This window comes from Streptomyces sp. 3330 (assembly GCF_031456635.1).
Taxonomy (GTDB): Bacteria; Actinomycetota; Actinomycetes; order Streptomycetales; family Streptomycetaceae; genus Streptomyces.
In genome coordinates, this window is the sequence record NZ_JAVDVA010000006.1 from 45,446 (window position 1) to 65,813 (window position 20,368).

The 20,368-nt window shown below is 74.7% G+C and carries 15 protein-coding genes and 1 pseudogene; 9 read left to right on the top strand and 7 right to left on the bottom strand.

Going from position 1 to position 20,368, the window contains the following annotated elements:
- On the bottom strand, positions 1–216 hold the full coding sequence (locus J2X68_RS12290; RefSeq protein WP_310432520.1) for a type A2 lantipeptide: 216 nt from the start codon (positions 214–216) through the stop codon (positions 1–3).
- A 1,026-nt stretch (positions 217–1,242) separates the two neighbouring features.
- Here J2X68_RS12290 and J2X68_RS12295 point away from each other — a divergent pair.
- Positions 1,243–2,682, top strand: a complete 1,440-nt coding sequence (locus J2X68_RS12295) for a S1 family peptidase (protein ID WP_310432521.1) — start codon at positions 1,243–1,245, stop codon at positions 2,680–2,682.
- A 72-nt stretch (positions 2,683–2,754) separates the two neighbouring features.
- Here J2X68_RS12295 and J2X68_RS12300 read toward each other — a convergent pair whose 3' ends face one another.
- The gene (locus tag J2X68_RS12300) at positions 2,755–4,914 is read right to left on the bottom strand and encodes a SpoIIE family protein phosphatase (protein WP_310432522.1); all 2,160 of its coding nucleotides are present in this window, start codon (positions 4,912–4,914) and stop codon (positions 2,755–2,757) included.
- Positions 4,915–5,209: 295 nt separating this feature from the next.
- Between J2X68_RS12300 and J2X68_RS12305 the strand changes: the two genes are divergently transcribed.
- Positions 5,210–5,821: a response regulator transcription factor gene (locus tag J2X68_RS12305; protein WP_310432523.1), complete on the top strand. Its 612-nt coding sequence runs from the start codon at positions 5,210–5,212 to the stop codon at positions 5,819–5,821.
- Positions 5,822–6,193: 372 nt separating this feature from the next.
- On the opposite strand, the pseudogene J2X68_RS12310 reads toward J2X68_RS12305, so the two are convergent.
- From J2X68_RS12310 to lanKC, 4 genes and pseudogenes are all read right to left on the bottom strand, one after another.
- Positions 6,194–7,525 (bottom strand): annotated as a pseudogene (locus J2X68_RS12310) (ATP-binding cassette domain-containing protein); the annotation flags it as partial.
- Positions 7,526–7,920: 395 nt separating this feature from the next.
- Complete coding sequence (locus tag J2X68_RS12315; protein ID WP_310432524.1) at positions 7,921–9,687, bottom strand: ABC transporter ATP-binding protein; 1,767 nt, start codon at positions 9,685–9,687, stop codon at positions 7,921–7,923.
- 107 nt (positions 9,688–9,794) lie between these two features.
- Entirely contained in the window at positions 9,795–9,911 is a 117-nt protein-coding gene (locus tag J2X68_RS12320; protein ID WP_310432525.1) for a SapB/AmfS family lanthipeptide, read from the bottom strand.
- Between the two features lie 52 nt (positions 9,912–9,963).
- Positions 9,964–12,657 carry a class III lanthionine synthetase LanKC gene (gene lanKC, locus J2X68_RS12325; RefSeq protein ID WP_310432526.1) on the bottom strand — a complete coding sequence of 898 codons (2,694 nt, stop codon included), beginning with the start codon at positions 12,655–12,657 and terminating at the stop codon, positions 9,964–9,966.
- A 212-nt stretch (positions 12,658–12,869) separates the two neighbouring features.
- On the opposite strand from lanKC, the gene J2X68_RS12330 reads away from it, so the two are divergent.
- From J2X68_RS12330 to J2X68_RS12360, 7 genes are all read left to right on the top strand, one after another.
- Positions 12,870–15,320, top strand: coding sequence for a SpoIIE family protein phosphatase (locus J2X68_RS12330; protein WP_310432527.1), 2,451 nt, complete (start codon positions 12,870–12,872; stop codon positions 15,318–15,320).
- A gap of 49 nt (positions 15,321–15,369) precedes the next feature.
- Positions 15,370–15,717, top strand: coding sequence for a DUF6479 family protein (locus tag J2X68_RS12335; RefSeq protein WP_310432528.1), 348 nt, complete (start codon positions 15,370–15,372; stop codon positions 15,715–15,717).
- 63 nt (positions 15,718–15,780) lie between these two features.
- Positions 15,781–15,981 carry a hypothetical protein gene (locus tag J2X68_RS12340; protein WP_310432529.1) on the top strand — a complete coding sequence of 67 codons (201 nt, stop codon included), beginning with the start codon at positions 15,781–15,783 and terminating at the stop codon, positions 15,979–15,981.
- 67 nt (positions 15,982–16,048) lie between these two features.
- The gene (locus J2X68_RS12345) at positions 16,049–17,116 is read left to right on the top strand and encodes a glucose-1-phosphate thymidylyltransferase (protein WP_310432530.1); all 1,068 of its coding nucleotides are present in this window, start codon (positions 16,049–16,051) and stop codon (positions 17,114–17,116) included.
- Positions 17,113–18,081: a dTDP-glucose 4,6-dehydratase gene (rfbB, locus tag J2X68_RS12350; RefSeq protein WP_310432531.1), complete on the top strand. Its 969-nt coding sequence runs from the start codon at positions 17,113–17,115 to the stop codon at positions 18,079–18,081. Before J2X68_RS12345 ends, rfbB begins: the two co-directional genes overlap by 4 nt.
- Positions 18,078–18,986, top strand: a complete 909-nt coding sequence (gene rfbD / locus J2X68_RS12355; protein WP_310432532.1) for a dTDP-4-dehydrorhamnose reductase — start codon at positions 18,078–18,080, stop codon at positions 18,984–18,986. The genes rfbB and rfbD overlap by 4 nt, the downstream gene beginning before the upstream one ends.
- On the top strand, positions 18,973–19,776 hold the full coding sequence (locus J2X68_RS12360; RefSeq protein ID WP_310432533.1) for a class I SAM-dependent methyltransferase: 804 nt from the start codon (positions 18,973–18,975) through the stop codon (positions 19,774–19,776). Before rfbD ends, J2X68_RS12360 begins: the two co-directional genes overlap by 14 nt.
- Here J2X68_RS12360 and rfbC read toward each other — a convergent pair.
- Positions 19,766–20,365, bottom strand: coding sequence for a dTDP-4-dehydrorhamnose 3,5-epimerase (gene rfbC, locus J2X68_RS12365; RefSeq protein ID WP_310432534.1), 600 nt, complete (start codon positions 20,363–20,365; stop codon positions 19,766–19,768). The genes J2X68_RS12360 and rfbC overlap by 11 nt on opposite strands.
- Positions 20,366–20,368: the final 3 nt, after the last annotated feature.

Consider the following 20,368-nt stretch of genomic DNA (forward strand, 5'->3'; position numbering starts at 1 on the left):
TCAGAGACCGGCGACCAGGTTGGTGACCGGGGCCGTGTTCAGGCCGGTGACGCCCTCGACGGTGCCGACGGCCGTGTTGACCAGGCCGGAGACCGGGGCGATGCCGTCCACCAGGCCGGTGACGGTGCCCACGGCGTTCAGGGACAGACCGCCGGCGACGTTGTCCAGCTCGGCGTCGGAGATCTCGACGGTCTCAACCTGGGGGGTGGAGTTCATGGGGGAACTTCCCTTCACATGGATATCTCATCAGGGGGGAGCGGCCCCCTCTGGGGACAGATGACGGCCGCGAGCACGGGCACCGGGCATCCCGTTTCCGGGAGACCGCGGTGACCCTGCGGTGCGATGGATCAAAGCAGGTACGCGGTGGCAGCAGCCAATCAACCACCGCGTTCACCTGGGAACTTGTGGCGCGGAGGCGTGAAACGGTGCAGGCGCGCCCACTGCTTGTCGGCGACTTCTTCACACGATGGGCGGGATCCGCTCCGATGAGCGTCGGGTGGTCTCGCGGCGAATCCGACACTCCCGCCCCAAAGGCGTGGCGGGCGCCGGACAGTTGTGCAGAACCCCTGCTTCCGGTGACCCGCTTGGGCATTCGATGTGCAGATTCTCTGAAGCGGGGATTCGGGCGCCGGATCCGGACGCGGTGTCGCCGGTCGGGCACGGAGAGTGCGGGGCGGCGCGCGTCCCGCCGGGCGGCGCATAGCTGGTGCACAGGGTGGCGGACGTCGTTCGGGCACCGGCTGTGTCCGTACCGCTCGGTTCAGGACATCCGCATCGGTCACCACGCACCGGAACGAAGTCGGCCGGCATGCCGTCTTCTTCCTTTCGGCACTCCGCCGGCCGCGCGCCCGGCGGCGTCGGATGTGGTGTCCGCGGCCCCCGTCGACCGTTGCCCCGACAGCTTCCCGAGCTGCCTCGCCTACCCCTGTGACCTGGGGAGACGTCGAACCGGCAGTGCTCGTGGACGACTTCGGCGAATCCGCGCGGAACGAGCGTCCGGGGCGGGGGGCCGACCGAAAGGATCTTGTCGGCTTCGGCGGTCGTCATCGCCATATGGGTGATTCTTCCCCGGGTCGCCCGGCAGTCCCCCGGTCATGGCCGATTCAGGTTTGAGCAAAGGAAGTTGGCAAACGCGATTGAACGCACCTCGCGATCCCTGCGTACTCATGGCCAACCAGGCGCCGCTGTACGGAGCTGCCGAACCCCGGCAGCCAGACCCCGTCCCCCAGGAGGTCGAGTTTTTTGAGTCACAAGCGAGTTACGAAGCGTAAGGCCATCATCGCGGCAGGCGGTGTGGCGGCGCTCGGAGCGGCGGCCATCCTCCTGCCCAACGCCAACGCCTCCCAGGACAGCGGCGCCAACGACGCCGCCACGGTGAAGACGCTCAAGGCGGGCGACGCCTCGGATCTCGCGTCCCAGCTCGCGGAGCTGCTCGGGGACGCCTTCGCCGGCTCCTACTACGACAGCGAGGGCCAGCAGCTGGTCGTCAACGTCGTGAACGTCTCCGGCGACAAGAACAACGTCATCGTGCAGGCCAAGAAGGCGGGCGCCAAGGTCCGCGAGGTCGAGAACAGCACGGCCGAACTCGAGGCGGCCGCCAAGACGCTGAAGACCGAGGCGACCATCCCCGGCACCGCGTGGTCCGTCGACCCGAAGACGAACAAGATCCTCGTCACCGCCGACTCCACGGTCACCGGCGCCAAGTGGGACACGATCGAGTCGACCGTCCAGACCCTCGGCTCCGGCATGGCGACGATCCAGAAGTCGGCCGGCACCCTCAAGCCGTTCGTCGCCGGTGGCGACGCGATATTCGGCGGCGGAGCACGCTGCTCCCTCGGCTTCAACGTGACGGCGGGCGACGGCTCCCCGGCGTTCCTGACGGCCGGTCACTGCGGTGTCGCCGCCGAGCAGTGGTCCGACGCGCAGGACGGCGAGCCGATCGCCACCGTCGACCAGGCCACCTTCCCCGGCGACGGCGACTTCGCACTGGTGAAGTACGACGACCCCGCCACCGTGGCCGCGAGCGAGGTCAACCTCGGCGACCAGACCGTCCAGATCACCCAGGCCGCCGAGGCGACGGTCGGCACCCAGGTCTTCCGGATGGGCAGCACCACCGGCCTCAACGACGGTCAGGTCCTCGGCCTCGACGCCACCGTGAACTACCCCGAGGGCACCGTCACGGGCCTCATCCAGACGGACGTCTGCGCCGAGCCCGGCGACAGCGGCGGCTCGCTCTTCACCCAGGACGGCCTCGCGATCGGCCTGACCTCGGGCGGCAGCGGCGACTGCACCGCCGGCGGCGAGACGTTCTTCCAGCCGGTGACCACCGCGCTCGAGGCGGTCGGCGCGACGCTCGGCGACGGCGGCGCCGGTGACGCGGTCGGCGGCGGCGAGGCCGGCGCGGGCGCCGTGGACGAGAACGGCGACGGCATCGACGACCAGACCGGCGAGGCGATCGTGGGCGGCGGCGAGGAGGCCGGCGCGGGTGACGAGGCCGGCGCGGGCGCCGTGGACGAGAACGGCGACGGCATCGACGACCAGACCGGCGAGGCCATCGTGGGCGGCGGCGAGGCGGCCGACGGCGGCGCCGGCGAGAACGCGGGCGGCGAGGAGGCCGGCAACGGCCAGAACGACGCCGGCAACGGCCAGGAGGACGGCTCGGGTGTGAGCGAGTCGCACTGACACCGCATCAGCTGAACGGTCCGGTCCTCCGGCGGGGGCCGGACCGTTCGTGTGCGCGCCCGGGGACGGCGCTCAGCCGTCCGCCCGCGCCCGCAGCAGCAGCAGGGCCACGTCGTCCGGCCGCTCGTCGGCCGCGGCGAAGCGGCCCACCAGTTCGTCGGCCAGCACCGCCAGCGGACGGCTCCCGAACTCGCCGAGCCGCCGTCCCAGGTCGGCGATCGCCTCCTCGATGTCCGCCCCCGGCGTCTCGATGAGCCCGTCGGTGTAGAGGGCGAGGACGCAGCCGTCGCTCAGCTCGACCTCCGTCGTCGGATACGTCGCCGAGGCGTCGATGCCCAGCAGCGGACCGCCCGCGAGGTCGAGGACGCGCACCCGGCCGTCCGCCCGGCGCAGCAGGGGCGGCGGATGCCCGGCGCGGGCCATGACGGCCCGCCCCCGCGCGGGATCCAGCCGCAGGTACAGACAGCTCGCGAAGAGCTCGGAGCCGAGGTCGATCAGCAGCCGGTTGGTGCTGCGCATGACCTCCGCCGGCTCCTGCCCCACCGTCGTGTACGCGCGCACCGCGGTGCGGATCTGGCCCATCAGCCCGGCCGCGGTCACGTTGTGCCCTTGCACGTCCCCGATCACGGCGGCCGGGAGCGGCTGCGAGGGCACCAGGTCGTAGAAGTCCCCGCCGATCTCCATGCCCCGGGTGGCGGGCAGATAGCGGGCGGTCGCCTCGATCCCCGGCAGCGACGGCAGCGAGTGCGGCAGCAGCGCCGCCTGCAGCCCGTGCGCGAGCTGGTGCTTGACGTCGTAGAGCAGGGCCCGGTCCAGGGCCTGCGCGATCAGACCGGCCAGGCTGGTCAGCACGGCACGCTCGTGCGTGGAGAACGCGTGCGGTTCGGCGTACGCCAGCACCACGGCCCCCACCGGGCGGCCGGAGGCGATCAACGGCAGGAAGGCCCAGGCGGCGAAGCCGTCGGGCGTGGAGTACCGGGCCGGGTACAGGCGCTCCAGCTGCTGCCGGGAGTCGAAGAACGCCGGGACACCGTGCGAGACCGCGTGCGCGCCCGGCGTCGGGGAGGTCAGCGGCGTCCGGTCGAACCGCTCCACCACATGCGGGTCGGGGTACCCGTGGTGTCCGAGCACGTGCAGCCGCCCCGCCCGCGCGCCGAGCAGCGCCAGCGCCTGACTGCCCACCGCCGGCGCGATCTCGTCCGCCACCAGCCCCACCACGTCCTGCACGCTCACCGTCTCGGTGAGCGCCCCCGCCATGCTCAGCGCCTGCGACATCGACACCAGCCGGGTCGGCGCGTCCTCCGAGCGGGGGCCGGTCGGCGTCATCTCCGACACCGCCCGGGCCCGGCTGATCCGCACGCTGATCCCGGTGGTGCTCGGGTACAGCCGGAACGACAGCCACTGCGAGGGCGGGCGCAGCGCCACGAACGAGGTGGCCTCCTGGCTGAGCAGCGCGGCCCGGTAGCGCTCCTCGTACAGGGGGTCGTTCAGCCAGGGGACCGTCGCCCACAGCTGTGAACCCAGCAGCCCGCCCACCGGGACGCCGAGCAGTTCGCAGGCCGCCTCGTTCGCGAAACCGACCCGCCCCTTCAGGTCCAGCGAGCACATCCCGTACGGCAGCCGCGCCACCATCCGCGCCGCCTCGACCGTGCCCAGCGTGTCGGCGGCACCGCCCACCGACCCCGCTTCCACCAGATCGGTCTCGGAGCGCACCGTACGGCCCTTCGACGCGGCGCGTTCCAGCCGCAGCGCCAGCCGCTCGCAGGACGTCGTCAGTTCCCGGCGCTCCCGGTCGGAGAGTTCGGGCGGGTGCGAACCGGGCCAGGTCACGAAGACCGATCCGTACACCCGGGTCGCGGTCATCACGGGAATCGCGGCCAGCGCGAAGGGATAGGGCAGCACGACGGCGATCCGCGGGTACCGGCGGGCCATGTCCTCGACGCCGCCCACCCACACCAGCTCCCGCTCGCGCACCGCCTCGGCGACCGGGATCGGGGCGCTCAGCCCCACCCGCTCCCAGGGCGCGGCGAACGAGCGGGGCAGCCCCGCCATCACCGCCATCTCCAGCAGCGGCTCGTCGCCGGGACGCAGATACACGGCGCCGGAGTGTGCCCCGACGGCGTCCATCATCGACGTCAGCGCCAGGGAGAGCAGCGGCCGGCCGACCGGCGTCCACTCGGCCGCCGGGGCCTGACCGGACGACGACGTCTGCCCGTCCGACACGGCGACCACCTCCTCGCCCGGCGCAGCGCGGCCCCAGGGCTCCAAATCTGCCCCCTGGCGGCCCGGCGCGCACGGCGAGCCAGAGGCCCGCCGAGGGCTGCCCCCGTACCCCTGCGGACCATCCTCATGCCCCCTCGGTCGAAGCGCGCGGCGGCGTGCCGGGCGCCCCGCGTGCGCCCCCGCGCATCCCGATGGCCGGATCCTCGCGCCGAGAAGCGATCCCCGGGCCGAAGAATGGGCACGCGTTCACCACCACGAACAACACCCACGGAACCTGTGTACGGCGAGAGCTGAAGGGGCGGCAGTGATCCGGGTATTACTGGTGCACGACGCGTGTCTGGTCAGATCGGTCCTCGCACAGTGGCTGGACCGGGAGCCCGATCTTCGAGTGGAGGCCGTCCCGTGGCACAGCGCGGCCGGCCGCCTCGGGGCGGGGCGCCCGGACGTGTGCGCCGCGGACCTCGACTGCTCCGACGCGTACGGGCTTCCACCGCTGGGCGACCTGTGCGCGCGGGGCGGCGGAGGCCCGGTGCCACCCCGTCTGCTGGTGCTCGCCAGCGCCGACCGGCCGGGCCTGCTGAAGCGGGCGCTGGAGGCGGGAGCGCTCGGCTACGTCGACAAGGCGGGCACGCCTGAGCAGTTGCTGCGCGGCATCCGGAAGGTCGCCAAGGGGGAACGCTTCGTCAATGACTCGCTGGGCTTCGGTTTCCTCAAGGCCGCCGAGATGCCGCTGACCCGCCGGGAGCTGAGCGTGTTATCCCTCGCCGCCGAGGGCGCCTCCGTCGCGGAGATCGCGGGGAACCTGCATCTGTCCCACGGGACCGTGCGCAACTACATGGCGGCGATCACCCGCAAGACCGGCGCCCGCAACCGGGTCGACGCCATCCGTATCTCCCAGGGCCAGGGCTGGCTTTGAGCCGTCTTCCGCTCCTCCCGCGCCCCCGGTCCGTCCCGTCCCCGCGGGATCCCTCCCCGCCCGCGCTTCTTCCGCTCTCCCCGCGCTCTCCGTTCCCCCCGCGTCCTCCCAGCCGCCGACGAGGTCGCGGTACAGGCCGGAGCGTCGCACCACCTCGTCGTGGGTCCCGCACGTGGTCCGCGGCCCGTCCATGACCAGGACCCGGCCGGCCCGCCGGGCCGAGCTGATGCGGTGGGCGACGACGACCAGGGTGCCGCCCGCCCGGGCGGCGAAGGCGCGCTCGGCCCGGGCCTCCGCCTCCTGGTCCAGATGGCTGGTCGCCTCGTCGAGAAGGGCGAGCGGGGCGTCCGACAGGTAGGCCCGCGTCAGGGCGATCAACTGGCGTTCGCCCGCCGACAGCGCCGCCGGGTCCACCTGCGCCGCCGGTCCGCCCAGCGCGTCGAGCAGCGGGATCAGACCGACCGCCGAGGCCGCCGCCAGCAGTTCCTCCTCGGACACCGGGTCCGCCCGCAGGTGCGTGAGGTTCTCGCGCAGGGTGTCGCTGAACACGTACGCCTCCTGCGGGATGAGCACCCGCCGGGCGGCCGCGTCGGCGCTCGGCACCGGCCGGCCGCCGATCCGGATCGCCCCGCGGACCGGCTCCAGGAGCCCGGCGACCAGCCCGGCCAGCGTGGACTTCCCGACCCCGCTCGGACCCACGACCGCCAGATGCGTCCCGACGGGCAGGCTCAGGGTGAGGTCGTCGACGACGGGGGCGGCGGCCGGACCGTAGGCGAAGGTGAGGGAGGTCAGGGAGAGAGCGGGGGGTACGGGGAGCGCGAGCCCGGTGGGGGCCGCGGGGCCCGGTGGGGTCGCCTCGGGCGCGGGACGCGGGGGCGGGGCCTGCGCGGGCACGCCCGGCCGGGGACGGTCGCCCGCCAGGGCGTGGCCGCCGTACGGGCCGGGGCCGGGGCAGGAGTGTCCGGGGCGGCCGGGGCGGCCCGGTGTCCCGCCCGGCCGGGGCGGCACCGGGGCGAGGTCCGCGGCGAGGGCTGCCGGGTGCCCGGTGCCGGGCCGTCGCCGGGGGCCGGTCGGCCGGTCCGGGGCGGGCAGCTCCCGTGGAGCGGGTGCGCGGTGGCGCCGGGTCGCCGTCCGGTCCGCACCGGCCGGGAGTTCCCGCGCCTCTCCGCGCGGTGCCAGCCGCCGCAGGACGACCGCCAGCCGGGAGCCGCTCGTGCCCAGGCCGTGGACCAGGGAGGTCAGGGCCGGGAGCAGGGACTGGGTGACATAGGAGAGGGCGCCGACGAGAGCGCCCGGGCTCACGCCGTGGTCCAGCAGCCAGGGGGCGCCGGCCAGCAGCAGGACCAGCGGCAGATGGCCGCCGAGAGCCAGGCACGCCACCCGGGCCACGCCCCAGCGGGCCAGGGCGCGGGCCGCCCGCAGCTCGGCCTCGACCAGAGCGCCGGTGTCCCGGGCGATCCGGTCCTCCGCGCCGGCCGCCGTGACGTCCCTGAGCCCCGGGCAGACGACGCCCAGGTGGCCCGCCAGCGTCTCGTCGGCGGCGAGGAACGCCTCCTGCCGCCGGGCCAGCGGACGCAGGGTCACCGCGAACAGGACCACGCCGGCGGCGAGCGGCGGCACGACCACCAGCAGGAGCCGGGGCGCGAGCGCGCACAGGCCCACCAGAGCGCCGGCGGAGGTGAACACGAACGAGCGCGAGACCATCACCAGGCCCGCGAAGCTGTCCCGCGCGATCTCCACCTGCTGGGTGAGCCCGGACAGCGAACCGCCGTCCGCCTCCCGCACCCCCCGCCGCACCACCCGGGTGACCAGCCGGTCCCGCAGCGGCTCCACCAGCGCGGCGACCGCCCCGTACACCCGCCCGGTCCCGTACGCGCCGACGAGCACCCCGAGCCCGGCCACCGCGAGCCATCCCAGGCCCACCTCGGCCCGCCCGGCCAGGAACCCGTCGTCCAGCGCCCGCGCCAGCGCGTATCCGAGCAGGAAGGTCTGCCCGGTCTCCAGCACCGACCAGCCGGTCAGCGCGGCCAGGGCCCGCCGGCGGCCCCGCAGGAAGCGCAGTCCCCGGGCCGCGAGCCCGTCCCCGTCGGCCGGCCGGCTCACCGTCCCGCCTCCGTACCGGTCTCGGCGTCCGGCCGAGCACCGGCCCGCCCGCCCGCCCGGGCGCCGGAGCCGGCTTCCTCGGCGGTGCCGAACACGGCCCGGTACGCAGCCGTCCGCCACAGCTGTTCATGCGTCCCCAGCGCCCGCACCCGGCCCCCGTCCAGCCAGGCCACCGCGTCGGCGCGGGCGGCCGTGGAGGCGCGGCGGGCGACGACGAGGCGGGTGGCGGTCGTGGAGCGGCCGAACACGGACCGGGTGACCTGGCGTTCGGTGATCGTGTCGAGGCTGGAGAGGGCGTCGTCGAGGATGAGGAGACGGCCGCCGTGCGCGAAGGCGCGGGCCAGGCCGAGCCGCTGTGCCTCGCCGCCGGAGTGCGGGGCGTGCGTGCAGGGCGTCGCCCAGCCGTCGGGGAGACGGTGGACGAAGTCGTCGGCGCAGGCGGCGCGGGCGGCCTCCCGCACCCGGGCCGGGGAGACGCGGCCGAGGGAGACGGTGTCCTCGATCGTCGTGCCCAGCAGGGCCGGCCGGTCGAAGGCCTGGGCGATCGCCGCCCGCAGTGCGGCCCGGTCGAGGGCGGGCAGCGGCACGCCGTCGAGCAGGACCTCGCCCGCGTCCGGATCGACGAGCCGGCCCGCCAGCGCGGCCAGCAGCGACTTGCCGGTGCCCGAGCGGCCCACCAGGGCCAGTGTCGTCCCGCCCGGGATCACCAGGTCGACGCCGTCCAGCACCGTGCGGTCGCCGCGGCGGGCGGTCACCCCGCGCAGTTCGAGGCGGCCCGGGCCGTCCGGTGGCAGCCGGCGGTCGCCGTGCGGGGGAGCCGGTTCCGTGAGGACCTCGCCCAGGCGGGCGGCCGCCGTCCTGGACCGGACGAGGCCGGAGAGCCGGCCCACCAGCACGCCGACGCCGGTGGCGAGCACCGCGTAACGCGACGCGGCGAGGACGTCGCCGGGCGACAGCCGGTGCCGGGTGAGGAGCAGGCCCGCGACGGCGACGACCCCGAGGTGCAGCAGCGGCGCCACGGCCGTCGCCCGCGCGGCGGCCCGGCCCTGGACCCGCCACATGCGCCGGCCCGCCCGGGCCAGTTCGGGCAGCGGGCGCAGGATCCGTGCGGTGTCCCGGTCCGCCGTGCCCGCCGCGCGGATCGTGCGGGCCCCGCCGACCGCCTCCGTGAGCGCCTCCGCGATCCGCCCCTGCGCCCGCTGGTAGTCCGCCACGCACGCCGAGGTGTCCCGGGCCAGCGACCGCAGCAGCAGCGTCAGGACCGGCGCGCCGGTCAGGAAGACCACGGCGAGCCAGGGGTCGATGAGCGCCAGCGCCGCCACGGCCCCGACCGGGCCGGCCAGGGCGGCCAGCAGCGCGGCGCGGGCGCCGGGCGCCGTACCGGCCTGGGCGGCGCTGCCGACGACCCGCGCGACGAGGTCCCCGGCGCCGAAGCGGGCCGTGGCGCGCGGGCCCACGGCCAGGACGTGGCCGGTGACCCGGCGGCGCAGGAAGGCGGTGGTCCGGGCGTCGAGGGTGCCGACGAGGACGGTCTCGCAGGCGTCGAGCAGGGTCAGCAGCAGGGCGAGCGCCGCGCAGCACAGCACCCAGCGGGTCGCGGGGGAGTGGGTGAGCAGCAGGTCCAGGGCCCGGCCGAGGGCCGCGGGCAGCAGCAGTCCCGCGCCGGTCGCCGCCACGCTCACCAGCACCAGGGCCGCGCAGCGGGAGCCGCTGCGCCGGGTGGCCGCGCCGAGCAGCTCACCGGTCGTCCGGTCCATCGGCATCCTGCTCCCGCGCTTCCTCGAATGTATGGGGGGAACGGGCCCGGGCGGCCCCCTCCCTGGGGAGTGGACCGCCCGGAACGTTCAGCGTGTCGTGCGCGCCCCGCGGATCAGAGACAGAGCAGGACGCTGGCCGCGCTGATGCAGGACAGCAGACTCACGGTGCTGTTGCCGGCGCTGCCGGTGTGCTCGTCGGATTCCATCGTCTGAAGGTCGAGCAGGGCCATGGTGTGTCCTTCCGTCGGTTATGGATGTCACGTCCCGTGGGGACGGGTTGCGTCACGACTCCGTCGGTTGCCGCGGAGCCGCGTCATGGGGGCCGCCGGTCGGCGGCGGGAGGAACGGCAGGTGCGCGCCGGCGCGCGTGCCGTCCGGGTCGAGGGCCGGGTCGAGGGCGGCGGCGAGGGCGAGCAGACAGCCCGCGGTCCCGGTGCCGAGGTCCATGGAGAGGCGCATCATCTGGTGCCCGGGGAAGGCGAGCTGGCCCTGGTAGGGCATCGCGAACCAGCCGAGGGCGGCGATCTGCTCGTCGAGCCGGGCCCGGGTCGCGCCGGGCGTGCCGGTGCGGGCGAGGTGCAGGATCATCCCGGCGCGGCCCTGGAAGAGGCCGGGCTGCGCGTAGAAGCGGGAGGTGGCCGCGGTGAGAATGCCGGCGCGGGCCCGGTCGAACTCCCGCGCGGCGTCCCCGGCACGGGCCGCGAAGTCGTCGAGGACCACGCCCACCCCCACGCTCCCGTCCCCGAGATACGGCAGGGTCCGCCACCCCTCGTCGACCTCCAGCGCGCCGTCCGGGCGTTCCTCGCAGGCCGCCAGGTCCCGGCGAAGGGCGCCGCCGGCCGCCTCCAGCAACCGGCGGTCGCCGGTCTCCTCGTACTGCCTGAGCAGGAACAGCGCGGGTCCGCTCGCGCCCCGCAGCAGCCCGGCCCGGCGTCGCCGCGGCGCGTCCGGCACCGGTTCGGCGAGCCGCCGCACGACGATCTCGGCTGCCTCGGCGGCGCGCTCGCGCAGGCCCGGCTCACCCGTCCGGCGTGCCAGGTCGCCGAGGACGAGCCCCAGTCCGGCCAGCCCGCCGTGCAGATCCGAGGAGAGGTTCTGCCACCGCTCGCGCAGGATGCCGTCGACCAGGTCCAGCGCCCGCTGCCGGTGACCCAGCAGTTCCAGCACATGGGCGACGCCCGCGAGGCCGTCGTACAGGCCGAGGGGGGTGCCCGTCGGGGCGGGGGCGGTGTGGTCGAGGAGCCAGCGCTCGCCGTCGTCGTGGCGTTCGGCGCCGGTCACCGCCAGCGCGTACAGCACGCCTGCCGCGCCGTGCGCCAGCCCGAGACCGCCGCCGTCGGAGAACTGGGCGACGTCACCGGGGAAGAGCCGGTCGTCGCGCTCGGGTGTCGCCGACGCGAGGATCGCCTTGACCATCGAGTCACGGCTGTGCGGCCAGTCGCCGGGCTCCACCCGGAAGGCCGGCGCCGACGGCACCCGGGCGGCGGCCCGCCCCGGCGCGCCGGACCCGCCGCCCTCCGGTGCGGGCCCGTCCGCGCGGACGTCACGGGTGATCTCCGCGACCGCCCCGGCCAGGAACTCCCCGGGCACGTCCGGGAACTGCTCGGCGATCACCTCCGCCAGATGGGCGGCCTTGCCCCGGTCCACCACGAACAGCGTGGTGACGGGCAGGAACAGGGCCAGCCGTAAGCAGGCCAGCGCGTACCGGTCGACGTCGGCGCCCCGGCGGTCGGGCGGCGCGAAGAAGCCGGGGTGCGCCACGACCTGGCGGCCGTTCTCCCCGACGGGGGCCGCCGCCTCGAAGTCGATCAGGTACACCGACTCCTCGTCGGGCGCGACCATGATGTTGAAGACGTGCAGGTCGTTGAAGACGATCCCGCGCGCGTGCACCGCGCGCACCGCCCGTTCCACCGCCCCGTGGATCCGCACCGCCCACGCCGTGTACGCGGCCACGGCCTCCGGATCGGGGTCGGGGTTCAGCAGCGGGTGCCGCTCCGCGAAGAACGAGTTGAGCGGACGCCCCTCCACGAGGTCCATGACCAGGAAGCGGTGGTCGCCGAGGGTGAACCAGTCCCGCACCTCGGGCACCACACCGGTTCCCGCGACCGCCTCCAGGGCCCGCTTCTCCCGTTCGAGCCGGGTGATCGCGTCGGCCCCGTCCGCGGCCAGCCCGGCGTGCGGACGGCCCTCCTTGAGGACCACCCTGCGCCCGTCCCGGGTGTCGGTGCCCGCGTAGACCCCGCCGCCGTTGGAGAAGTGCAGCGCCTTCTCGATGCGGTAGGGCAGTTCGCCCACCGTCGTCGTGTTGCGGGCCGCCAGATGGGGCTCCAGGAACGGGGGCAGCGTCACCCACTCCGGCACCTGGAAGGAGGGCGCCCGCCGGTCCGGGACCAGCGTTCCCGCGCCGTCGCGCACCGCCGGCACCAGCGAGCCCCGGTCGTCGACCACGTAACTGCGGGCGAACGCCCCGTAACGGACGTAGAGCGGGCCGTCGGACCAGCGCAGGTCGGTCAGGATGTACGGGCCCTCGAAGCCCTCCAGCAGCGCGCCCAGCTCGCGCAGCACCGTGTGCAGCTGCTCCTCGCCGGACGGGTAGACGGTGACGAACTTGCCGCTGGTGTCGCGGCCCGCGTACTTGGTGTTGCGCAGGTGCAGCAGGTGGGGGCCCGGCACGAACTTGAACGGGACGCGGCGCGGGACGCAGTAGTCCCACACGATCGCCGCGATCCGCTCCGCGTTCGCCCGGGTGGCCGAGGCGTGGATCTTCCAGCCCTGGGCCGGGCCCGGCGCGGGCGAGCCGTCCGCGGCGAGCGGCGTCAGGGTCAGCCAGTCGCCGACGCGCGCCGAGGCCCAGCCCGCCGGGACCGGGCGGCACGCCGTGGCGAACAGCGGAGCGGGCCCGTCGCCGGCCAGCCGGTCGGGCGTCTCGTAGAAGTGCGCGTCCGCCAGGGCGTACACCTCGTACCGCTTGTCCATGCCTCCCCTTCCGTGGCCCTTTCCGTGGCCCGGCCAAGAGACTCGCAAGCGGACGGGGGCCGTGGACAGTCACGCCTGTCACGACATCCCTGTGCGGAACGCACGCGTAAAGACATGTTCGGTCCGTTTCGAGCGCGGAGCGGCCGTCCGTACCCCTGACCGCCTCCGTGAAACGGTCGCAGGGGCTGCGCGGGCGCACCTTTGGCGCTGTAATGGCGGACGTGGTCGACGAGGGTGCCGCAGAGCGCAGAACGGGACCCGTGCGTGCCGAAATCGCCCTCAAGACGATCGCAGCCGAACCCGCCACGCCCGAACGGGTGCGGCGCACGCTCGAACAGGCCCTCGTCTTCGCGGGCGCGGTCCTCGCCGCGGTCTACGCACCCGGCGGAGACGGCGACCTGCTCCGGCTGGTCGAGTCGGCCGGTGTGCCGAGGACCCTCTACGGGCTGCGGGAGAGCTACCCGCTCGACGGCCACTCACCGGCCGCCGACGTCCACCGGGCCGGACGGCCGGTGTGGCTGGGCCCCGCGGAGCTCGCCGACCGCGCGGAGGCGCGGCGGATGCCCGGCAACGACGTCCACCTGGCCGTGCTGCCGGTGTCCGGCCGTCCCGGCGGCTGTCTGCTCGCGGTGAGCGAGCGCCCCGGTGGCTTCGGCGCGGACGAACGGGCGTGCCTGGAGCTCGTCGCCGAGGCCGTCGCCCTCCCCGCCCCTGCCCTCCCCGCCGAGGAGGGGGAACTTCTCCCGAACGCCTTCAGCCTGGCCATGGACACCGGCCGGGTCGAGGTCGGCGACGCCCTCCTGGAACTGTTCGGGCTGAGCCGGGACCGCTTCGACGGCCGGGTGGAGACGCTGCTCGGGCTGACCGTCCCCGAGGACCTGCCCTCCCTGATGTCCGTCGTCGAGGCCGGCCACATGTCGATCGGCGAGCGCGAGCTGGAGTTCCGCGTCCTGCAGCCCACCGGGCCGCCGCGCTGGCTCAGGCTGCGCGGCCGGCTGCTGCCCGGCGACGGCCGCCCGGCGCGGCTCGTCGGCACCGTCACCGACGCCTCCACCCTGCGCGGCGAGGTCACCGACGTCGCCCGCGTCCAGCGGCTGGCCGCCGCGCTCGCCACCGCGGGCACCGTCAGCGACGTCGGCCGGGCCGTGGTCGCGGCGCTGCGCAAGCCGCTGCGGGCCGACCGGATCGCGCTCGCCGAGCTGGAGAACGACCGGCTCGTGGTCACCGTCCTCGACCCGCCCGAACCCGAGTCCTGGCCTGACCTGTGGCAGCTGGAGTGGCGCGCCGAGTGGCCCGACGCGCCCGTGCGCGCCATGCCCACCCTCGCCGCCGCCCTGCGCGAGGGCCGTGCCCGCATCTGGCCCGCGGGCACCGCCCTGGAACCGGCTCTCGCCGAGGTGGGCCCCGGCGGCCTCGCCGTGCTGCCGCTGTCCGCCGGGGGACGCATGGCCGGGGTCTGTCTGATCGGCTGGGACGAGCCGCACGACTTCGGCCCCGACGAACGCGCCCTGCTCACCGCCTCCGCCGGCCTCGCGGGCCAGGCGCTGACGCGGGCCCGCGCCTTCGACGCCGAGCACGAACTGGTCGGCATGCTCCAGCGCCAGCTGCTCCCGCGCCGCCTGCCGGACCTCCCCGGCGCCGTCGCCGTCGCCCGCTACCTGCCGGCCACCGCGGGCCTCGAGGTGGGCGGCGACTGGTACGACGTGATCCCGCTGTCCGACCACCATGTGGCCCTCGTCATCGGCGACGTCCAGGGACACAGCGCGGGCGCCGCCACCCTCATGGGCCAGATGCGCACCGCGCTGCGCGCCTACGCCGCCGAGGGCCACCCGCCGGACGTCGTGGTCTCCCACTCCAACCGGCTCCTGATGGAGCTGGAGACCGACCTCTTCGTCACCTGCTGCTACGTCGACGTCGACATGGAGGAGGGCACCGCCTGGTGTGTCCGGGCCGGACACCCGCCGCCCGTGCTGCGCCACCCGGACGGATCGACCGAGATCGCCGAGACGGACGGCGGCCCGCCGCTCGGCGTGGTGACCCGGGCCGACTTCCCGATGACCCCGCTGCGGCTGCTGCCCGGCACCGTCGTCGCCCTGACCACGGACGGACTCGTGGAGTCCGCCGAGATGGACATCGACACCGGCCTGGACCGCCTCGCCCATGAACTGGCCCTGGCCGACCCCGCCCACCTGGGCCTCGTCGCCGACGCCCTGCTCGGCAACGCCCACCGCGGCGACGACGTGGCACTGCTCCTCATGCGCTACGACGGCATGGCCGTCAAACCGCTGCGCGAGGGCTGGACGGTGTGGCGGGTGCCCGAGGCGGCCCGGCAGGCCCGCCGCTTCACCCGGCGCACCCTGCGCGTCTGGGGGGTGCCTGTCGGGGCCATGGACACCGCCCTGCTCGTCGTCTCCGAACTGGTCACCAACGCCCTGGTGCACACCGACGGCCGGGTCCGCCTCGACCTCGTCCTGATCGACCGCAGGCTGCGCGTCGCCGTCACCGACGCCTCGCCCCGCACCCCCGTGAAGCCGACCGGCCTGGGCTGGGAGGCGACCGGCGGCCGGGGCATCCTCCTCGTCGAGGCCGTCTCCGACGCCTGGGGGACGGTGCCGGTCAGCGGCGGCAAGCAGGTGTGGAGCGAACTGGCGCTGGAGTACTGAGCCGCCGGTCGCCTGGTGTCCCGGGGCACGAACGGGGTACCCGCCGCCCATGGACACCTTCGCTTCCGCCTACCTCGCGGCATCCGGAAAGTCCGTGCTGGCCACTGTCGCCTTCATCGTCGTCGGGATCGTTCTCGTCGGCGGTCTGATCTGGGCCTTCCGGCTCGGCGCCAAGGTCCGGGCACGCGAACCCGCGCCTCCGAAGCCGCACGAACAGCCCCGCAGGCCCGCCTCCGGCCCGGCCCACGAGACCAGCCGGGTCCGTGAGCCCAACGAGATGCCGCGGGCGGCGGACGGCAGCGGCGAACGCCTCACGCCGCACGAGCTGCGGCCCACCGGCAGCCGGGACAGCGCCGACCAGAGCCGGCCCCGCTGGGACGAGGGGTCCACAGGCTAGTCGGCAGGGGCGGCCGCGAGGCCGCCCGACCCGGGGCGACAGCCCCAGCGAGCGAGAAGGGCGATGAACAGCGTGACCGCGTACACCCAGGAGATACCGGCGATACCGGCGGTACGCCCGGCCGAGACCGGCTGGGCCAGGGCCCGCCGGCTGCGCCGCGCCACCCCGGTGCCGCGCACCTGCCTGGCCGCCGTCGCCGTCCCCGGGGCGGTCGCCGGGATGCAGTCCGGCCCGGAATGGAACATCGTCAGGGGTGAGGACTGACCGGCAACCGGTCGGCATGAGCGGATGAATCGGTCGCGGCCGGGCGACCGGGGCGGGAGTGGGACCGATGAAGGCTCTCGTACTGTCCGGCGGCGCCGGGACCCGCCTTCGGCCGATCACCCACACCTCGGCCAAACAGCTCGTGCCGGTCGCCAACAAGGCCGTCCTCTTCTACGGCCTGGAGTCCATCGCCGACGCCGGGATCACCGAGGTCGGCGTGATCGTCGGCGACACCGCGCAGGAGATCCGGGAGGCCGTCGGCGACGGCTCCCGGTTCGGCCTCGACATCACCTACATCCCGCAGGACAGGCCCCTCGGGCTCGCCCACGCGGTCATCGTCGCCCGTGACTTCCTCGGCGAGGACGACTTCGTGATGTACCTCGGCGACAACTTCATCGTCGGCGGCATCACCGACCTCGTCGACGAGTTCCGCAGGACCCGGCCCGACGCCCAGATCCTGCTCACCCGGGTCTCCGACCCCCGCGCCTTCGGCGTCGCCGAACTCGATGCCGCGGGACAGGTCGTCGGCCTGGAGGAGAAGCCCGCGCGGCCCAAGAGCGACCTCGCCCTGGTCGGCGTCTACCTCTTCACCCCCGCGATCCACGACGCCGTGCGCGCCGTCGGGCCGTCCCGGCGCGGCGAGCTGGAGATCACCGACGCCGTCCAGCGGCTCATCGACACCGGCGCCCGGGTGCACTCCACGATCGTCAAGGGCTACTGGAAGGACACCGGGAACGTCGTCGACATGCTGGAGGTCAACCGGACCGTCCTGGAGGGCGTCGAGCGCCGCATCGACGGCGAGGTCGACGAGGCCTCCGAGACGATCGGCCGGGTCGTCGTGGAGGCAGGGGCCCGGGTGGTGAACTCACGCCTGGTCGGACCCGTCGTCCTCGGCGCGGGCAGCGAGGTCCGCGACTCCTACATCGGCCCCTTCACCTCCGTCGGCGAGGACTGCCGGATCACCGACAGCGAGCTGGAGTTCTCCATCGTGCTGCGCGACTCGTCCATCGAGGGAGTGGGCCGCATCGAGAACTCCCTGATCGGCCGGCACGTCGAGGTCACCCCGGCGTCCGGTGTGTCCAGCGCCCACCGGCTGGTGCTCGGCGACCACAGCAAGGTACAGATCCACACATGAACCTCCTCGTCACCGGGGCCGCCGGATTCATCGGGTCGACCTATGTGCGCGGCCTGCTGGACCGCGACCCCGCCGTGCGCGTCACCGTCCTGGACAAGCTCACCTACGCGGGCAGCCGCACCAACCTGCCGGCCGGACACCCCCGGCTGGCCTTCGAGCACGGCGACATCTGCGACGCGGGCCTGGTCGACAGGCTGACGGCCGCCGCCGACCAGGTCGTCCACTTCGCCGCCGAGTCCCACGTCGACCGGTCCATCGACGGCGCGGGCGCCTTCGTCCGCACCAACGTCCTCGGCACCCAGACGCTGCTGGACGCCGCCCTGCGGCACGGCGTCGGCCCGTTCGTGCACGTCTCCACCGACGAGGTCTACGGCTCGATCGAGACCGGCGCCTGGACCGAGGACCAGCCGCTGCGCCCCAACTCCCCGTACGCGGCCTCGAAGGCCTCCGCCGACCTGATCGCCCTGTCCTACCACCGCACCCACGGCCTGGACGTCCGCGTCACCCGCTGCTCCAACAACTACGGCCCGCACCAGTTCCCGGAGAAGCTGATCCCGCTCTTCGTCACGAACCTCCTGGACGGCGAGCAGGTCCCCCTCTACGGCGACGGACGCCACGTCCGCGACTGGCTGCACGTCGAGGACCACTGCGAGGCCGTCGACCTCGTCCGCACGAAGGGCCGCCCCGGCGAGGTCCACAACATCGGCGGCGGCACCCAGCTGAGCAACCGCGAGCTGACCGGACTGCTCCTGGACGCCTGCGGGGCCGGCTGGGACCGGGTCGAGTACGTCGAGGACCGCAAGGGCCACGACCTGCGCTACTGCGTCGACTGGACGAAGGCCCGCACCGAGCTCGGCTACCGGCCCCGCCACGACTTCGCCGCCGGTCTCGCCGCGACGGTCGCCTGGTACCGGGACCACCGCGACTGGTGGGAACCCCTGAAACGACGGGCGCGGCTGCCATGAGGTGGCTGGTCACCGGCGCGGGCGGGATGCTCGGCCGGGACACGGTGGCGGAACTGGTCCGGCGCGGCGCGGACGTCACCGGCCTCGACCGCACCGGCCTGGACGTCACCCGCCCCGGATCCGTGGCCCGGGCGTTCGCCGCGCACCGGCCCGACCTGGTGGTCAACTGCGCCGCCTACACGGCCGTCGACGACGCCGAGACCGACGAGGACCGCGCGCTGCTGGTCAACGGCGAGGGGCCCCGGCTGCTCGCCGCCGCCTGCGCCGCGCACGGCGCCCGCCTGGTCCACGTCTCCACCGACTACGTCTTCGACGGCGCCGCCCGCACCCCCTACCAGGAGGACCATCCGCCGTCCCCGCGCACCGCCTACGGCCGCACCAAGCTGGCCGGCGAGCGGGCCGTCCGCGCCGTGCTCCCCGACACCGGCGTGATCGTGCGCACCGCCTGGCTCTACGGCGTCCACGGCCGCAGCTTCGTCCGCACGATGCTGGAACTCCAGGCCCGCCGCGACACCGTCGACGTCGTCGACGACCAGCGCGGCCAGCCCACCTGGAGCGCCGACGTCGCCGCCCGCATCGCCGATCTGGGACCGCGGGCCGGCCGCGGCACGACGGGCGTCTTCCACGCCACGGCGTCCGGCGAGGCCACCTGGTACGACCTGGCCCGCGAGGTGTTCCGCGCCGTCGGCGCCGATCCGGACCGGGTACGCCCCACCACCGCCGACGCCTTCCCCCGCCCCGCGCCCCGTCCCGCCTACAGCGTGCTCGCGCACGGCCGCTGGCGGGAGGCGGGCCTGCCGCCGCCCCGGGACTGGCGCGCCGCTCTGGGGCAGGCACTACCCCTGATCCGCACGGCGACCTTCGACACGGTGTCCCCCAAGGAGTCCCTTCGTGAAACGCCATGAGTTCCTGCGGCAGCTGCACCAGGCCACCGCCAACCGCAACTACCTGGAGATCGGCGTCAACGACGGCCGCAGCCTGCGGCTGTCCCGCGTGCCCAGCATCGCCGTCGACCCCGCGTTCAAGGTGACCTCGGAGATCCGCTGCGACGTCCACCTGGTGAAGGCCACCAGCGACGACTTCTTCGCCCGCCGCGACCCGCTCGCCCATCTCAAGGGCGGCCGCCGTCCGCTGCGCAACCTCGCCCGGGGCCGCCACCCGCTCGGCCGCTGGCGCCGCACCACCCTCGACCTGTCGTTCATCGACGGCATGCACCTGTTCGAGTACGCGCTGCGCGACTTCATCAACGTCGAGAAGCACTCCGACTGGTCGAGCGTGATCGTCCTCGACGACATGCTGCCCCGCGGTGCCGACGAGGCCGCCCGCGACCGCCACACCACCGCCTGGACCGGCGACGTCTTCAAGCTCGTCGAGATCCTGGCCCGCTACCGCCCCGACCTGGTGGCGGTCCCCGTCGACACCCAGCCCACCGGACAGCTCGTCGTCTTCGGCGCCGACCCCCGCAACCCGGTGCTGCGCGAGAAGTACCACGAGATCGTCGCCGAGTTCGACGTCCCCGACCCGCAGAAGGTCCCCGAGGCGCTCCTGGAACGGGTGCGCGCGGTGCGTCCCGAGACCCTCCTGCGCGCGGGCTTCTGGAAGCCCCTCGTGCGGGCCCGCAACCGGGGTCTCGACCGCTCCCGGGGCTGGGAACCGCTGCGCGGGGCGCTGGAGCGGACGGCCCTCAGCCGCTGACCCGCAGCTCCCGGTAGCGGTCCCGGCAGGAGGCGTACGACGGCAGCAGCCCCGACGCCTTCGCCCGGGCCAGCGACGGCGCCCGCGCGTCCTTCGCCGACAGCACCGGCTCCAGGCCGGGCGGCCAGTCGATGCCCAGCGCCGGATCGAGCGGGTGCACCCCGTGCTCGTGCTCGGGGGCGTACCCGGTCGAGCACAGGTAGACCACGGTGGCCTCGTCGGTGAGCGCCAGGAACGCGTGGCCGAGGCCCTCGGCGAGGAACACCGCGTGCCGGGTGTCGTCGTCCAGCCGGACGGCCTCGCAGCGCCCGAACAGCGGGGAGCCCACCCGCAGGTCGACGACCACGTCGAGCACCGCGCCGCGGACGCAGGTGACGTACTTGGCCTGCCCCGGCGGCACGTCCGAGAAATGGACCCCGCGCAGCGCGCCCCGGCGCGAGACCGAGCAGTTGGCCTGGGCGAGTTCCAGACCGTACCCGGTGGCCGCCCGGAACTCCGGTGTGCGGTACCACTCGTGGAAGCTGCCCCGCCCGTCCGTGAAGACCTCGGGTTCCACCACCCAGGCGCCCTCGATGTCCAGCGGCCGCATGCC

Excerpts from the sequence above, each read along its gene's own strand:
- rfbC (WP_310432534.1), bottom strand. The coding sequence starts at position 20,365 with ATGCGGCCGCTGGACATCGAGGGCGCCTGGGTGGTGGAACCCGAGGTC.
- J2X68_RS12345 (WP_310432530.1), top strand. The coding sequence starts at position 16,049 with ATGAAGGCTCTCGTACTGTCCGGCGGCGCCGGGACCCGCCTTCGGCCG.
- J2X68_RS12290 (WP_310432520.1), bottom strand. The coding sequence starts at position 216 with ATGAACTCCACCCCCCAGGTTGAGACCGTCGAGATCTCCGACGCCGAG.
- rfbB (WP_310432531.1), top strand. The coding sequence starts at position 17,113 with ATGAACCTCCTCGTCACCGGGGCCGCCGGATTCATCGGGTCGACCTAT.
- J2X68_RS12330 (WP_310432527.1), top strand. The coding sequence starts at position 12,870 with ATGGCGGACGTGGTCGACGAGGGTGCCGCAGAGCGCAGAACGGGACCC.
- rfbD (WP_310432532.1), top strand. The coding sequence starts at position 18,078 with ATGAGGTGGCTGGTCACCGGCGCGGGCGGGATGCTCGGCCGGGACACG.
- J2X68_RS12315 (WP_310432524.1), bottom strand. The coding sequence starts at position 9,687 with ATGCCGATGGACCGGACGACCGGTGAGCTGCTCGGCGCGGCCACCCGG.
- J2X68_RS12320 (WP_310432525.1), bottom strand. The coding sequence starts at position 9,911 with ATGGCCCTGCTCGACCTTCAGACGATGGAATCCGACGAGCACACCGGC.
- J2X68_RS12340 (WP_310432529.1), top strand. The coding sequence starts at position 15,781 with ATGAACAGCGTGACCGCGTACACCCAGGAGATACCGGCGATACCGGCG.
- J2X68_RS12335 (WP_310432528.1), top strand. The coding sequence starts at position 15,370 with ATGGACACCTTCGCTTCCGCCTACCTCGCGGCATCCGGAAAGTCCGTG.
- lanKC (WP_310432526.1), bottom strand. The coding sequence starts at position 12,657 with ATGGACAAGCGGTACGAGGTGTACGCCCTGGCGGACGCGCACTTCTAC.